We start from the raw sequence: 15,728 nt of genomic DNA on the forward strand, positions 1-15,728 counted from the left end.
CAGCCACACTCCCAAGGAGGATATGACATGGCTTTCACCAGCGCACTGACCAAGCACGTTCCCTTCTCCTCGCCCCTGCTGCGCGATGCCGGCTATATCGACGGCGTCTGGACATCAGGCGATGCCACAAAGACTTTCAACGTGCTGAACCCGGCAACCGGCGAGCTGCTCGCCTCGCTGCCCGATATGGGTGCGGCAGAGACGCGGGCGGCGATCGATGCAGCCCATGCCGCCCAGCCGGGCTGGGCTGCCCGTCCGGCCAAGGAGCGCAGCGCGATCCTGCGCAAATGGTTCGACCTGATGGTCGTCAATGCCGACGAACTCGCCGCGATCCTGACCGCCGAAATGGGCAAGCCGTTCCCGGAAGCGCGCGGCGAGATCCTTTATGCCGCGGCCTATATCGAATGGTATGCGGAAGAAGCCAAGCGCATCTACGGCGAGACGATCCCCGCGCCTTCCGACGATAAACGGATGCTCGTCATCCGGCAGCCGGTCGGCGTCGTCGGCACGATTACGCCGTGGAATTTCCCGGCGGCGATGATCACCCGCAAGATCGCCCCGGCGCTTGCCGTCGGCTGCACCGTGGTCTCGAAGCCCGCCGAACAGACGCCGCTGACGGCGATCGCACTTGCCGTACTCGCCGAGCAGGCCGGCATTCCGGCCGGCGTCTTCAACGTCATCGTCGGGGTCGACGGCCCGGCAATCGGCCGCGAGCTCTGCGGCAATGAAAAAGTGCGCAAGATCAGCTTCACCGGTTCGACGGAGGTCGGCCGCATCCTGATGCGGCAGTGCGCCGACCAGATCAAGAAGGTGAGCCTGGAGCTCGGCGGCAACGCGCCCTTCATCGTCTTCGACGATGCCGATCTCGACGCTGCCGTCGAAGGCGCGATTGCCTCCAAATACCGCAATGCCGGCCAGACCTGCGTCTGCGCCAACCGCCTCTATGTCCAGTCGAACGTCTATGACGCCTTCGCGGCCAAGCTTGCCGCCAAGGTCACCGAGATGTCGGTCGGCGACGGCTTTAAGCCGGGTGTCGTGATCGGGCCGCTGATCGACGAGCAAGGCCTTGCCAAGGTCGAAGATCATGTCAGCGACGCGCTTGCCAAGGGCGCCAAGGTGCTGACCGGCGGCAAGCGCATCGACGGCGCCGGCACCTTCTTCACACCGACGGTGCTGACCGGCGTTGCGCGCGGCATGAAGGTGGCGCGCGAGGAGACCTTCGGGCCGGTGGCACCGCTCTTTCGCTTCGACACGGTCGAGGATGTCATTCAACAGGCAAACGACACGGAGTTCGGCCTCGCCGCCTATTTCTACGCCGGCGATCTGAAGAAGGTCTGGCGGGTGGCGGAAGCGCTGGAATACGGCATGATCGGCATCAATACCGGCTTGATGTCATCCGAGACGGCGCCCTTCGGCGGCATCAAGCAATCCGGCCTTGGCCGCGAAGGCTCGCGGCACGGCGCCGACGACTATCTGGAAATGAAATATCTCTGCATCGGCGGCGTTTGATCCGCCGTCTCATGGCGCAAGACACCCAACGACACGCGGCATTGCGCCGCGTGTCGTCAATAATGCGGCGGGCGAGTGATCGCTGGCGCGTCCAGCGACTGCTCCTCCAGCGACAGGAAGCGTTCGGTCAGCCGGTCGAGCTTGGTGCGCATCTGCTCGACGGTCTTCCATTGCTCGGCGAGCTGATCGGAAAGCTCTTCAATCGCCTTTGCCTGGTGGGCCAGCATTTCTTCCAGCCGGGTGATGTGGTTCGTCTCGTCGGACATCGATCCTCCTTTGCCGAAACCGGCAGAACAGATGGTTCTCCCAAAGCGGAAATAGGCCACCTCGTCAATGCTTTCCATGCCCGGCGCGGCCATGCGCAAAACTGTACCGTTTGGTTACTAAAAGACCTTGCCGCGCCTGATGTTGTGGGGTAGGCCGTTATCCATCAGGGAGGAATACTGATGGATGCAGGAAACGGCTTTCTTCATCCGGACCGGCTTTTTCCGGCTGATCCGGCAACACGGACCATCGCGCGAGACCTCTACGAGACGGTGCGCAATCTTCCGATCGTCAGCCCGCACGGGCATACCGAACCCTCCTGGTTCGCCGACGACAGGCCCTTCGAAGATGCGGCCTCGTTGCTGGTCATTCCCGATCACTATCTCTTCCGGATGCTGCACAGCGTCGGCGTCACCTTGGACGAGCTCGGCGTGCCGCGGCTCGACGGCAAGCCGGTGGCTGAGGGACGGGCGATCTGGCGGACATTTGCCGCGCATTATCATCTTTTCCGCGGAACGCCTTCGAGCCTCTGGGTCGACCACGCCATGTCGGCCGTGCTCGGCTGCACCGAGCCGCTGACGGCTGATAATGCCGATGCGCTCTACGACCATATCAATGCCCAGCTTGCCCTTCCGGAATTCCGCCCGCGGGCGCTGCATCAGCGATTCGGCATCGAAACGATCGCGACGACGGATGGAGCGCTCGATCCTCTGGCGCATCACCAGAAGATGGCGGCCGACGGCTGGATCGGCAAGGTGCGCACCACCTACAGGCCGGACAGTGTCACCGATCCCGATGCCGTCGGCTTCCGCGACAATCTCATCAAGTTCGGAGAGATCACCGGCACCGAGGTCACGCGCTGGGACAGCCTGATCGAGGCGCATCGGCGCCGGCGCGCCTATTTCCGCCAGTTCGGCGCCACCGCGACCGATCACGGCGTGCCCACCGCCTTCACCGCCGACCTGCCGCTTGCGGAAAAACAGGCGCTGCTCGACAAGGCGCTGAAGGGTCCGCTTTCGCCTGAAGAGGCCGAGCTCTTCCGCGGCCAGATGATGACCGAGATGGCCGGGCTTTCGGCCGAGGACGGCATGGTGATGCAGATCCATGCCGGCTCCAGACGCAATACCGACCGCGGACTTTTCTCGACCCGAGGCCCCAATATGGGCGCCGATATCCCGACACGCACGGACTGGGTCGGCGGCTTGAATGCGCTGCTATCAAAATATGGCCACGCACCGGGTTTGCGTGTGCTGCTCTTCACGCTCGACGAGACGACCTATGCACGCGAGCTGGCGCCGATGGCAGGCCATTGGCCCTGCCTGATGATCGGCCCGCCCTGGTGGTTCTACGACAGCCCGAACGGCATCCGCCGCTACCTCGACCAAGTCGTCGAGACGGCAGGTTTTGCCAATATGGCGGGTTTCAACGACGATACGCGCGCGCTGCTTTCGATCCCCGCGCGGCATGACGTCTGGCGCCGCGAAGTTTGCCGCTTCCTTGCCCAGCTCGCCGCCGAGCACCGGATTTCCAAGAAGGAAGCCGAGATCGTCGCGCGCGAACTCTCCTATGACAATGCGAAAAAGGCCTACAAGCTGTGAGCGATAGACTACAAAACCTGACCGGCCTTGCGCCGACGGCGAAACTTCCCGCCTATGACAGGAATGCGCTGAAGGCCGGCATCCTGCATCTCGGCCCGGGCGCTTTCTTCCGCGCCCATTTCGCACCCTTCACGGACGGCGCGCTCGCAGCCGCAGGCGGCGACTGGGGCATCGAGGTGGCAAGCCTGCGCACGCCCGATGTTGCCGACAATCTGAGCGCCCAGAACGGGCTCTATACGACGCTGATCCGCGATACCTCAGGCACGACGGCTGAGGTGGTCGGCTCGATCCTGAAGGCACATGTGGCGCCGCGCGATCCGGCCGGCCTGCTGGCGCGGCTCGAAGACCCCGATATCCGCATCGTCAGCATGACGGTGACGGAAAAGGCCTATGGTTTCGATCCCGCAACCGGCGGCCTTGACCTGAAACACCCCGACATCGTCGCCGACCTTGCCAACCGGCATGCGCCGCGCGGCGTCATCGGCTATCTCGTCGAAGGCCTCGCCCGCCGCCGGCAGAAGGGCATCGCGCCCTTCACGCCGCTGAGCTGCGACAACCTGCCGAGCAACGGCGCCGTGCTGAAGCGCCTGGTGCTGGAATTCACCTCCCGCATAGATCCCGACCTGCATCGCTGGATCGAGGCGAATGTGCCCTTCCCGTCGACGATGGTCGACCGCATCACGCCGGCCAGCACCGAGGCGACCTATGCCGATGCCGAACGGCTGACGGGCCGCACGGATATGGCGGCGATCGAGACCGAACCCTTTACGCAATGGGTCATCGAAGACCATTTCGCCAATGGCCGGCCGGCTTGGGAAAAGGTGCGCGGCGCACTGATGGTCGAGGAGGTCTCCTCCTACGAGAAGATGAAGCTGCGGATGCTGAACGGCGCGCATTCGCTGCTTGCCTATCTCGGTTATATCGGCGGCTATGAATTCATCCGCGACGTGATGGATGATGAAGCCCTGGCAGCCCTTGCCTACCGCCACATGCATGCAGCGGCGAGGACACTCGATGCAGTTCCCGGCATCGATCTCGATGACTATGCCAGCGAATTGATAGCGCGCTTTGCAAACAAGGCGATCGCACACCGCACTTATCAAATCGCCATGGACGGCACGCAGAAACTGCCGCAGCGGCTGCTGGAACCGGCAACCGAGGCACTGGCGCATGGCGACAGGGCAGAGACCTATGCGATCGCTGTTGCCGCATGGATGCGCTATGCGATCGGCGAGCACGGCAACGGCGAGCGCTACGAATTGCGCGATCCCAGGGCTGGCGAAATCGCCGCTCTGATCGCCGATATCCCGCGCACCGGCCTCGCGATCTCGGCGGCTCTTTTCACCCTTCCGGGACTCTTCCCGGCGGCCTTGACAGGCCACCGAGCCTGGACGCAGGATGTGGCTGACAAGCTGGAGATCCTGATCCAGGACGACCGCTTGCCGCTGTTCTAGGCAGCAGCCGCTACGCCTTCACCCGCGCCATATCCGGATCGTAGAGCGGCGACAGCGACACCCTGCAGGGGATGCGTTCCCGCGCGACGTCAAGCTCATAGGTGCCGGAGAGGACGAACTCTTCCGTCACCCCTTCGGGGCTGCGGACGTAGCCGTAGCCGATCGGCTTGCCCAGCGTATAACCGAAGCCGCCGCTCGACAGCCAGCCGACGCGCTTGCCGTCGCGATAGATCGTTTCGCGGCCGAGCAGCACGGCATCGGCATCCTCGGGAATGAAGCAGGCGAGGCGCTTCTTGACGCCTCCCGCAAGCTGCTGCCCGATCGCCTCACGGCCGCGGAAGGGAATATTCTTCCGCATCTTCACCGCCCAGCCGAGACCGGCCTCAACAGGCGTATGGTCGGGACCGATATCCGACCCCCAGGCGCGATAACCCTTTTCCAGGCGGCAGCTCTCAATGGCGCGGTAGCCGGCATTGACGAGGCCGAGCTCGCCGCCGGATGCCATCAGCACGTCATAGACCGTGGTCGCATATTCAACGGGAATATGCAGTTCGTAGCCGAGCTCGCCGACATAGGTGATGCGCAGGGCCCGCACGGGGCAGCCTGCAATGCCGACGGTCCTGACCTTGCCGAAGGGGAAGGCTGCATTCGAGACGTCGCTGCCCGTTACCTTTTCCAGCACGGCGCGGGAATTCGGTCCCATCAGCGACAACACGGAATAGGCGGATGTGACGTCGACCAGCTCGGCATGCATCGCCGCCGGGATATTGCGTGCGATCCAGTCGAAGTCATGGGTGGCGAAGCCGGTACCGGTGACAACGTAATATTCGTTCTCGGCGATGCGGGCGACCGTCACGTCGCATTCGATGCCGCCCTTGTCGTTCAGCATCTGCGTGTAGACAAGCGATCCCACAGGCCTTGCGACATCGTTGGCGGCGATCCAGGATAGCGCTGCCTCGGCATCCCTGCCCTTCAGCACGAATTTGGCAAAGGAGGTCTGGTCGAAGATGACGGCCGCTTCGCGCACGGCCTTATGCTCGCGGCCGACCGCGTCGAACCAGTTCTGCCTGGTGTAGCTGTAGACATCCTTCGGCTCCTCGTTGGCGAAGAGATCGGCAAACCAGTTCGGCCGCTCCCAGCCAAGCTTTTCGCCGAAACAGGCGCCCTGCGCCTTCAGCCGGTCATAGAGCGGCGATTTGCGGCAAGGGCGGCCGCTCGAATGTTCCTCGAACGGCCAGGCCATGGTGTAATGCTTGCCATAGGCTTCGAGTGTGCGTGTCCGCACCCAGTCGGTATCGAAATGCGGCCGGCCGAAACGGCGGATATCGACCGGCCAGAGATCATAGGGCGGTTCGCCCTTCGTCACCCATTCGGCAAGCGCCATGCCGGCGCCGCCGGCCGAAGCGATGCCGAAGGCGTTGAAACCGGCGCCGACGAAGAAATTCTTCAGCTCCGGTGCCTCGCCGAGAATGAAGTTACCATCCGGCGTAAAGCTTTCCGGGCCGTTCAGCAGCTGCTTGACGCCGACGTTTTCCAGCGCCGGAACGCGGCCGAGCGCCTGTTCCATGATCTGTTCGAAATGGTCGAAATTGCTGTCCAGCAGCGTGTAGTGGAAACCTTCGGGGATGCCGCTTTTCGCCCAGGGAATTGGGTTCGGCTCGTAGCCGCCCATGACGATGCCACCGACCTCCTCCTTATAGTAGGTCAGGCGATCGGGATCGCGCAGCGTCGGCAGGTTGGAGGGCACGCCGAAGGATTCGGTGATGATGTATTGATGCTCGACGGAGACGAGCGGCACGTTGACGCCGAAGCGGGCGGCGAAGGCGCGCGTCCATTGGCCGGCGCAGACGACGACGCGCTCGCATTCGATGCGCCCTTGCGCCGTAACGACGGCGCGGATCTTTCCCTTGTCGATTTCGAGGTCGAGGACTTCCATATCCTCGAAGATCGAAACGCCCGACATGCGGGCGCCCTTTGCCAGCGCCTGGGTGATGTCGGAGGGATTGGCCTGGCCGTCGGTCGGGAGGAAGGCAGCGCCAACGAGATCGTCGACCGTCATCAGCGGCCAGAGATCGAAGGCTTCCTGCGGGGTCAGCAATTGCATTTCGAGGCCGAAGGACTGGGCGGTGGTCGCCTGGCGCCTGACCTCGGTCCAACGTTCCTCATTGCAGGCAAGGCGCAGGCCGCCATTCATTTTCCAGCCGGTGCCGAGGCCCGTTTCCGCCTCCAGCCGCTTGTAGAGATCGACGGAATAACCGAGAAGCTGGGTGATGTTGGCGCTGGTGCGCAGCTGGCCGACGAGGCCGGCGGCGTGGAAGGTGGTCCCCGAGGTAAGCTTCTTGCGCTCCAGCAGGACGGTATCGGTCCAGCCAAGTTTGCCAAGATGATAGGCCGTCGAGCAGCCTATGATGCCGCCGCCGATGACCACGGCTTTCGCCGTCTTCGGTAATTCCTTCGTCATTTATTGGTCCTGTTCAAAGGCTTGATAGGCGCGCTCGAAGCGCGCGAGATTTTCGGACGTATAGCCGGCGTAATCGAAATCGATGGTGGAATGGATTTCCGAAATCATGCTCCAGAGCGTCTCGCGCAGCAGCGAGGCACATTTCATCGCGGTATAGCGCCGGCTGAGATTATCGGTCAGCGGCCGGTCGAAATAGGTCTCCAGCATCGCGCGCTCGGCCGCTTCCGAGAGTTCGTTGTTGGAGGCCAATCCGCCAAGATCGAAAAGCGGCGTGTTGAATCCGGCATAGTCCCAGTCGATCAGCCAGAGCCGTTTGCCGTCATCGAGAAAGTTGGCGGCCAGCAGGTCGTTATGGCCGAAGGCGATCTCGAAAGGTCCTGCCGCTTCTTCCAACATATCAGCCTTGCCGACGAGCCCCGCCAGCAGCGGAAGATAGGCGCTCTTCGACACCTTCAGATTGGCGGCGTAGTCGCGGATGACGTGGAAGACCCAGAAGATCATAGCCTGGCCGCGGAAATGCCGGGCAATGTCGCGATGGCAGGCGCGGACCAGCGGCACGACCTGGGCCAGCATTTGCGGTGTCCTGATATCTTCCGGCGAAAGCGCTCTCGCCTCGATATATTCGAGCACCAGGACGCCCGGCGAATGGTGGATGACCGCCGGCGAAATGCCGGCTGCATGGGCGGCACGGCTTGCGGCAAGCTCGTTCTGCCTGTTGATGTGATGGATCGGAATATCGCTGCCGAGCCTGACCACGCAGCGCGCGACGGCATCGCTGACCAGATAATTCCTGTTGGTGATGCCGCCTGCTATCGGCGAGATTTCGATCGGGCCCTGCCAGATGCCAAGCGCATGAATCCTATCTTCAGGCGTCATGCTTGATCCCCCTGCGGCCCCTCCCGAAATGATGGGCCAGAGGAGGATCTGATGTCAAGCAGCGGCGCGCTTAGATCGTCTTGCCGGCGGCATCGAAGACGTGGCAGCGGGCCGGATCGAAGGAGGCCTTCACATTGGCGCCGCGCTCCACCTTCTGCTGGCCGTCAAGCGCGACGGTCAGGAGCTGGTTATCCGGCGTGGTGGTGTAGAGCATGGTGGCGCCGCCGAGATTTTCGACGAGATCGACGTTGACGGTCGAGAGCGTGATTGCGCCATCGGCCAGCGAAAGATGCTCGGGACGGATGCCGAAGGTGACCTCCTCTCCCGCCCCGCCTTTCAGCCGGCGTGGCAGGCGGACGGAATTGCCGCAGACATGGATGCTGGTTTCGGTCTCGCCGACCTGCTCGATGCGCGCCTTCAGAAAATTCATCTTCGGACTGCCGATGAAACCGGCGACGAAGCGGTTGGCCGGGTTGTTGTAAAGATCGAGCGGCGCGCCGACCTGCTCGATGCGGCCGGAATTCAGCACCACGATCTTGTCCGCCATCGTCATGGCTTCGACCTGGTCATGGGTGACATAGATCATCGTATTGCCGAGGCTGCGGTGCAGGCGGGAGATCTCGACGCGCATCTGCACGCGCAGTTCGGCGTCAAGGTTCGACAACGGCTCGTCGAACAGGAAGATGCGCGGCTCACGCACGATGGCGCGGCCGATGGCGACACGCTGGCGCTGGCCGCCGGAGAGCGCCTTCGGCTTGCGCTCCAACAGCTTCTCGATCTGCAGGATTTCGGCGGCGCGCTTCACCTTCGGCTGGATCTCTGCCTTCTTGTAACCCGCCGTCTCCAGGCCGAAGGCGAGGTTCTTGTAGACCGACATATGCGGATAGAGCGCGTAGGACTGGAAAACCATGGCGATACCGCGCTTGGCCGGCGCCACCTCGTTCATGCGCTCGCTGTCGAGCAGCAGCGCGCCGCCCGAAATCTCCTCAAGGCCGGCAATCATGCGCAGAAGGGTCGATTTTCCGCAGCCGGAGGGGCCGACAAAAACGACGAATTCGCCGGGATCGATCGTCAGGTCGATGCCATGGATCACATCCATCGCGCCGTAGCGCTTCTCGACCTTCTGAAGAACGACACTGGTTGCCATCTTCTCAAAACCCTCTCTTTTTATTTTGTCGGTTACTTCGTTCTTGCGCGCCAATCGGCGTATTTCGGACTATCGGGACCGACCGGCAGCGACACGTCAGCGCCGCTGTCGGAAGACTGGTAGATGGCGGTGACGAGTTCCAGCGCGCGGCGGGCGTCCTTTGTCGTCACCGGCAGCGGCGCATGGCCGCTGAGGAAAGCGTGGAACTGGCCCATCTGCGTGGTGAAACGCGGCGCGACCGGCTGCCAATCGCCAACCACCCTGTCGATCTGCTCGCGCACGTCGTCATTCGCGGCGATGATCTTCCAGGGGTCCTTGCCGGGCGTATAGGGCTCGTGACTGCTCTCGAAAGTGACATTCTCGAAGTGCAACCTGAGCCGGCTAATCTGTTCCTGCGAACCAAGCGTGCAGGAAAGCGAGACAAAGGCGCCGTTTTCCATCAGCAGGCTGGCGGAGGCACAATCCTCGACCTCGATATCGTTGACGCGGGTGGCGACGCGGCCGAAGACCCTTGCCGCCGGACCCATCAGATGCATCAGCATGTCGTGCAGATGCAGGGCGTGGGTGACGAGCACGCCGCCGAGTTCCGTCGCCCATTTGCCGCGCCAAGGCACGGCGTAATATTCCGGCTTGCGCAGCCAGAAGGTTTCGACCGAAGCGGTATAGGGCTTGCCGGCAATACCGGCGTCGATGATCCGCTTGGCCTTCTGGATGCCGTCGCCGTAACGGTACTGGAAGATCGGCATCAGTACGCCTTTGGCGGTCTTTTCTGCTGCCATGATGGTATCGACGGCGGCAAGCGAGCCCGTCAGCGGCTTTTCGCAGACGACATGTTTACCGGCAGCAAGTGCCGCGACCACCTGTTCCAGATGAATGCCGGGAGGGGTGCAGATATCGATGATGTCGATCGTGTCGTCGGCCAGCAGTTCCGCAAAAGAGGTGGTGCGCCGTTCGATGCCGAACTCATCGCCGACCGCTGCCATGCGCTGCTCGTTCAGGTCGCAGATCGCCACGACCTTGAACTTGTCGGAATGCGGCAGGTAACCCTCGACGATATGGGAGCGGCCGATACCGCAGCCGACGATCGCGACCGTTCTGATGCTCATGTCGCTCTTTCCCGTCATCGCCATCAACGCTTCATGCCCGTCGTGGCGATGCCCTCGATCAGCAGGCGCTGGAAGAACAGGAAGAAGAAGAACACCGGCACGAGCGTCAGGGTCGACATGGCGAACAAACCGCCCCAATCCGATGCGCTGGTGGAATCCACGAAGGTGCGCAGGCCGAGCTGGATCGTATAGGTGTTCATGTCGTTCAGGTAGATCAGCGGACCGAAGAAATCGTCCCAGGTCCAGATGAAGGAGAAGATGGCGGCCGTTGCCAGCACCGGCAGCGACAGCGGCAGCATGATCTTCCAATAGATGCGCCAAGCGCTGCAGCCGTCCATCATCGCCGCCTCGTCCAATTCACGCGGAATACCGCGGAAGAACTGCACCATCAGGAAGATGAAGAAGGCATCGCTTGCCAGGAACTTCGGTACGACAAGCGGCAGGATTGTGTTGACCCAGCCGAGATCGAGAAAGAGCACATATTGCGGGATCAGCGTCACGTGATAGGGGATCATCAACGTGCCGAGCATGATCGCGAACCAGAAATTCCGGCCGGCAAAACGCAGCCGCGCAAAGGCGAAAGCCGTCAGCGAACAGGCGATGACATTGCCCGTCACCACGAGCACCGAGATGACCAGCGAATTCCAGAAGAACCGGCCGAAGCTGACATCGAGGCCGACCCAACCGCGCGCATAGGAGGAGAAATCGATCGACGACGGGATGAGCGAGGTCGACGAGAAGATCTCCGTTTCCGGCCTGACCGATGCCGAAACCATCCATAACAGCGGATAGAGCATGAGGAGCGAAGCGGCGATCAGCAGGGCGTGGATGATGAGCGACGCCGGCAGGCTGCGTTTGGTGATGTCGGATGGCGGCCTGGCCGCAGTGACGGAAGCGGTCATCTCAGTCATCGTAGTGCACCCAATAACGCGAGGTCAGGAAGGAGAAGGCGGTGAAGATCGCGATGATCACCACCAGGATCCAGGCGAGCGCCGAGGCATAGCCCATGCGGAAATTGCCGAAGGCTTCCTGATAGAGGTAGAGCGTGTAGAACAGCGTCGAGTTGATCGGACCGCCGGTGCCGCCTGATATGATGAAGGCCGGCGTGAAGGCCTTGAAGGCATCAATCGTCTGGACGACGGCATTGAAAAAGATCACCGGCGTCAGAAGCGGCAGCGTGATCTTGTAGAATTGCCGGAACTTGGAGGCGCCGTCGAGGCTCGCGGCCTCATACATATCCTGCGGGATCTGGCGCAGGCCGGCCAGGAAAATAATCATCGGCGAGCCGAACTGCCAGACGGACAGCGCCACCAGCGTATAGATCGAATAGTTCGGATGCGAGATCCAGCTCGGACCTTCGATACCGAAATACGAAAGCGCGGCATTGACGAGGCCATCGCTGGCGAAAAGCTGGCGCCAGAGCACGGCGATCGCCACGCTGCCGCCCAGCAGTGACGGCAGATAGAAGATGGCACGATAGACCGACAGCCCGCGCAGGCCGCGGTTCAGCGCCATGGCGACCAGCAATGCGAAGGTCAGCTTGAACGGCACCGAGAAGACCACATAGGTCAAGGTGACATACATGGCGGCCGAGAATTTCGGATCCGCCGTGGCGATGCGCACGTAATTCGCCATTCCCACCCACCGCGGCGACTGAAGCATGTCGAAGTCGGTGAAGGAAAGGTAGAGCGAAATCAGGGCCGGCCCGAGCGTCAGCCCGAAAAAGCCGATGAGCCATGGAAGAAGGAAGAGATAGCCGGGAGCATTGGCATTCCAGAGACGCTTGAAGCGTCCTTCGGCCACGGCCCCCTGATATCTTTCCACATTGATGGCCCCTGCGGGCGTGCGCATCGCATTGCTCATACGGGATCAGCCTCGTGCGAGAATCTGCGTGATTTCAGCGACAAGCTGTTTGCCGCCGTCGGAGGGGGACAGCTGTCCGAAGCCGACCTGTTCGGCGATGTTGCGTAACATCAGCTCACCTTCACCGGCGCCGGCCGGCGGCGGCGGCGGCAATTTGCCGGCGAGTTCGCCAAGGCCGCTGACATAGGCCAATGCCACCTTGCCGTTCTCATCAAGCTTTGCCGCGACGACCTCGCGCATGGCGCTCGATTCCGGAATGCCGCGTTCGACATCCAGAAGCAGCGCTGCCTCGGGGTTCTTGACGAAGAAATTGACGTAGTCCACGGCCATATCCACGGCTTTCGACTGGGCGGAGACCGAGAAGAACATCGAAGGCTTGCGATAGTGGCCGCCCTTCGATTCCGGCTTGATGCGCATGTAGTTGGTCAGAGCCAGCTTGTCCTTGTTCATTGCCTGATAGGCGACGAACTGGTTGGAATGGGCAAAACCGGCGGCCGACTTGCCGAGCGAGACCGTGTTGGTTTCGATATCGTTCTTGTCGAGAGCCTGGATATCGGCAGGAACACAGGCCCCGGCCTCACGGAACTTGGCCCACATGTCGTACCATTCGGAGGCATCGTCCACGTCGAAGGCGATCTTGCCGTCGGCGGTATAAAGCGCCTTGCCACGCTGACGCAGCCAGTTTTCGAACAACGGTTCGCCGCCGCTGCCGTCGGCCAAACCGAACATGCCCTTGCGTTTTCCTGCCTTGGTGATCTCCGCACCCATACGGGCGAACTCTTCCCAGGTCGTCGCCTGAGTCGGCAGATCGACGCCGGCCTCCTTGAAGGCCGTGGTGTTCAGGACCGTGGCCGCCGAATTCGCGCCCAGGCTGACGCCATAGAGATGCCCGTCGACGCTGCCGCCTTCGATCTGCGCCTTGTCGAAATCGTCGAGGTTGAGCTTGGCCGGCATATAGGATTCGAGCGGGGCGAGCGCGCCGCGCCGTGCATATTGGACGATATAGCGATAGTCCATCTGGATGACATCGGGCGCGTTGCGACCGGCGACCTGGGTCGCAAGGCGCGGCCAGTAATCGCCCCAGCCGAGGAATTCGCCGGTGATCGAGGTGCCCGAATTCTTCGACTGATAGAGCTGCGATACCTTGTTGGTGCGGTCAGCGCGCGGCTGCGAGCCCCACCACAGGAGACGCAAGCGCTTTTCCTGTGCCAAAGCGCTGGTGCCCAGCGCCGAGAGCGAGAGAAGCGTGGCGCCTCCCGCGACGAAATTACGTCTGTTTACACGGAATGTCATTTCTTTTCCTCCTCCAAAGGGAAGCGCCTCCACACGCTTCCGAACCTAGTTACCCTTGCATAAATAACTAATTGGTTACAAGCTACGGGCAAAGCGGCGAGCGTGTCAAGCGGTGTCGCTCGCGGGGCTTTCAAATTCGGTTTTTACAATTTCGCACCGAAGGCTTATGAGCGCAACATGTGAGACGGAGGTGGAGAGATGAACGACAGCGGGGGGAATGGGGAAAAGAAAAGGTCTCGGCGCCCATCTACCGAACGGACGGCCCAACGCGATCCGGAGCGGACACGCGCTGCTATCCTTGACGCGGCAACCCGGGAATTTGCTGAAAACGGCATGGGCGGAGCTCGTGTCGACGCCATCGCCGAGCGCGCCGGCACCAACAAGCGCATGCTCTATCACTATTTCGGCGACAAGGAGCAGCTCTATCTCAGAGTGCTCGAAGAGGCCTATGTCGGCATCCGCACCGCCGAGCGCGCGCTGCATATCGGCGACCGCAGCCCCGAGGAAGGCATCAGCGAACTGGCGCTCTTCACCTGGCGTTATTTCCTCCAGCATCCGGAATTCCTCAGCCTGCTCGGCACGGAAAATCTGCATCGGGCCCGCTGGCTGCGCCAGTCCGTCCGGCTCAAGGAACTGCATTCGCATCTGATCGGCGAGCTTTCGGACGTGCTCGAGCAGGGAAAAAAGCAGGGGGTCTTCATCGAGTCCGCCGATCCCCTGCATGTCTACCTGACGATCGCCTCGCTCGGTTATTTCTACCTGTCCAACCAGTACACGCTTTCGACGATCTTCGGCCGCGACCTGATCGAGCCGACCCATCTCAATGCCTGGGAAAGGCATATCGTCCACGTCACACTGACCTCGATCAAGCGCTGAATCTCTAAATTCGGATTTGACTATTGACAGCCGCGTTGCTCTTCTGCCATCAAGTAACTGTTTAGTTACCGGCTCGGGAGGACCGGACGAGGATGCCCGCTCCCGCCGCAAAAATCTGCTGGGAGGAAAAAATGGCACGCTTGGGGATCATCTTGCACGGCGTCACCGGCCGCATGGGTTACAATCAGCACCTGGTGCGCTCGATTCTCGCCTTCCGCGACCAGGGCGGCATCACGCTGAAATCGGGTGAGAAACTCGAGATCGACCCGATCATCGTCGGCCGCAACGGCGCCAAGATGGAAGAGCTGGCGAAGAAGCATAACATCAAGCGCTGGTCGACCGATCTCGATGCCGCGCTCGCCAATCCCGACGACACGATCTTCTTCGACGCCGGCACGACGCTGATGCGCGCCGAACTTCTGTCCAAGGCGCTCGATGCCGGCAAGCATGTCTATTGCGAAAAGCCGATCTCCGACGATCTGCAGGTGGCACTCGACCTTGCCCGCAAGGCGCGCGGCTCCGGCCTCAAGCATGGCGTCGTGCAGGACAAACTCTTCCTGCCCGGCCTGCGCAAGCTAGCGCTGCTCAGGGATTCCGGCTTCTTCGGCAAGATCCTCTCAGTGCGCGGCGAATTCGGCTACTGGGTTTTCGAAGGCGATTGGGGCGTGCCGGCCCAGCGCCCCTCCTGGAACTACCGCAAGGGCGACGGCGGCGGCATCATCCTCGACATGCTTTGCCACTGGCGCTATGTGCTCGATAATCTGTTCGGCGAAGTCAAAGCCGTCTCCTGCCTCGGTGCTACGCATATTCCGCGCCGCATCGACGAGCAGGGCAAGCCCTATGATTGCGACACCGACGATGCAGCCTATGCGACCTTCGAGCTCGAAGGCGGCGCGATCGCGCAGGTCAATTCCTCCTGGGCCGTCCGCGTCCGCCGCGACGACCTCGTCACCTTCCAGGTCGACGGCACGCATGGTTCGGCCGTCGCCGGTCTGACGAAATGCTGGAGCCAGCACCGCGTCAATACGCCGAAGCCGGTCTGGAACCCGGACCAGCCGCAGACGATCGACTTCTACAAGACCTGGGACGAGGTTCCGGATACCCAGGCCTTCGACAACGGTTTCAAGGCGCAGTGGGAAATGTTCATCCGCCATGTCGTCGAAGATGCGCCGTGGCCCTATGGCCTGGAAGCCGGCGCCAAGGGTGTGCAGCTTGCCGAACTCGGCCTGAAATCCTGGGCCGAGCGCCGCTGGCTCGACGTTCCCGCACTGGAGTTCTGAG

13 protein-coding genes are annotated in these 15,728 nt (G+C 62.0%); 5 read left to right on the forward strand and 8 right to left on the reverse strand.

The features are described from left to right. Positions 1-27 precede the first annotated feature (27 nt). Positions 28-1,509, forward strand: coding sequence for an NAD-dependent succinate-semialdehyde dehydrogenase (locus G9X67_RS25260; protein ID WP_171599946.1), 1,482 nt, complete (start codon positions 28-30; stop codon positions 1,507-1,509). A gap of 56 nt (positions 1,510-1,565) precedes the next feature. On the opposite strand, the gene G9X67_RS25265 is transcribed toward G9X67_RS25260, so the two are convergent. Beyond that, on the reverse strand, positions 1,566-1,775 hold the full coding sequence (locus G9X67_RS25265) for a SlyX family protein (protein ID WP_138332062.1): 210 nt from the start codon (positions 1,773-1,775) through the stop codon (positions 1,566-1,568). Between the two features lie 180 nt (positions 1,776-1,955). Between G9X67_RS25265 and uxaC the strand changes: the two genes are divergently transcribed. After that, positions 1,956-3,371 (forward strand): glucuronate isomerase, encoded by a 1,416-nt coding sequence (uxaC, locus tag G9X67_RS25270; protein ID WP_171599947.1) that lies wholly within the window; start codon positions 1,956-1,958, stop codon positions 3,369-3,371. Further along, on the forward strand, positions 3,368-4,825 hold the full coding sequence (locus G9X67_RS25275; RefSeq protein WP_171599948.1) for a mannitol dehydrogenase family protein: 1,458 nt from the start codon (positions 3,368-3,370) through the stop codon (positions 4,823-4,825). The genes uxaC and G9X67_RS25275 overlap by 4 nt, the downstream gene beginning before the upstream one ends. Before the next feature lie 10 nt (positions 4,826-4,835). Here the strand turns inward: G9X67_RS25275 and G9X67_RS25280 are convergent, their stop codons facing one another. From G9X67_RS25280 to G9X67_RS25310, 7 genes are all read right to left on the reverse strand, one after another. Further along, positions 4,836-7,286, reverse strand: a complete 2,451-nt coding sequence (locus tag G9X67_RS25280; protein ID WP_171599949.1) for an FAD-dependent oxidoreductase — start codon at positions 7,284-7,286, stop codon at positions 4,836-4,838. Next, entirely contained in the window at positions 7,287-8,162 is an 876-nt protein-coding gene (locus G9X67_RS25285) for a phosphotransferase (RefSeq protein ID WP_171599950.1), read from the reverse strand. 70 nt (positions 8,163-8,232) lie between these two features. After that, positions 8,233-9,309 carry a sn-glycerol-3-phosphate ABC transporter ATP-binding protein UgpC gene (gene ugpC / locus G9X67_RS25290; RefSeq protein ID WP_138332058.1) on the reverse strand — a complete coding sequence of 359 codons (1,077 nt, stop codon included), beginning with the start codon at positions 9,307-9,309 and terminating at the stop codon, positions 8,233-8,235. Positions 9,310-9,341: 32 nt separating this feature from the next. Then, positions 9,342-10,439, reverse strand: coding sequence for a Gfo/Idh/MocA family oxidoreductase (locus G9X67_RS25295; protein ID WP_171599951.1), 1,098 nt, complete (start codon positions 10,437-10,439; stop codon positions 9,342-9,344). Beyond that, positions 10,439-11,317, reverse strand: coding sequence for a carbohydrate ABC transporter permease (locus G9X67_RS25300; protein ID WP_064653678.1), 879 nt, complete (start codon positions 11,315-11,317; stop codon positions 10,439-10,441). The genes G9X67_RS25295 and G9X67_RS25300 overlap by 1 nt, the downstream gene beginning before the upstream one ends. A 1-nt stretch (position 11,318) precedes the next feature. Continuing rightward, positions 11,319-12,278, reverse strand: a complete 960-nt coding sequence (locus G9X67_RS25305; protein ID WP_017962699.1) for a sugar ABC transporter permease — start codon at positions 12,276-12,278, stop codon at positions 11,319-11,321. 6 nt (positions 12,279-12,284) lie between these two features. Continuing rightward, a complete protein-coding gene (locus G9X67_RS25310) occupies positions 12,285-13,571 on the reverse strand; it encodes an ABC transporter substrate-binding protein (RefSeq protein WP_138332055.1) in 1,287 nt (428 codons plus the stop codon). 198 nt (positions 13,572-13,769) lie between these two features. Here G9X67_RS25310 and G9X67_RS25315 point away from each other — a divergent pair, with 198 nt between their 5' ends. Both G9X67_RS25315 and G9X67_RS25320 read left to right on the forward strand, forming a co-directional pair. Continuing rightward, the gene (locus G9X67_RS25315; RefSeq protein ID WP_138332054.1) at positions 13,770-14,447 is read left to right on the forward strand and encodes a TetR/AcrR family transcriptional regulator; all 678 of its coding nucleotides are present in this window, start codon (positions 13,770-13,772) and stop codon (positions 14,445-14,447) included. 131 nt (positions 14,448-14,578) lie between these two features. After that, positions 14,579-15,727, forward strand: coding sequence for a Gfo/Idh/MocA family oxidoreductase (locus G9X67_RS25320; RefSeq protein WP_020052297.1), 1,149 nt, complete (start codon positions 14,579-14,581; stop codon positions 15,725-15,727). Position 15,728 lies beyond the last annotated feature (1 nt).

Origin of the sequence: Rhizobium sp. WYCCWR 11152 (genome assembly GCF_013087615.1) — a bacterium.
Classification (GTDB): domain Bacteria; phylum Pseudomonadota; class Alphaproteobacteria; order Rhizobiales; family Rhizobiaceae; genus Rhizobium; species Rhizobium indicum.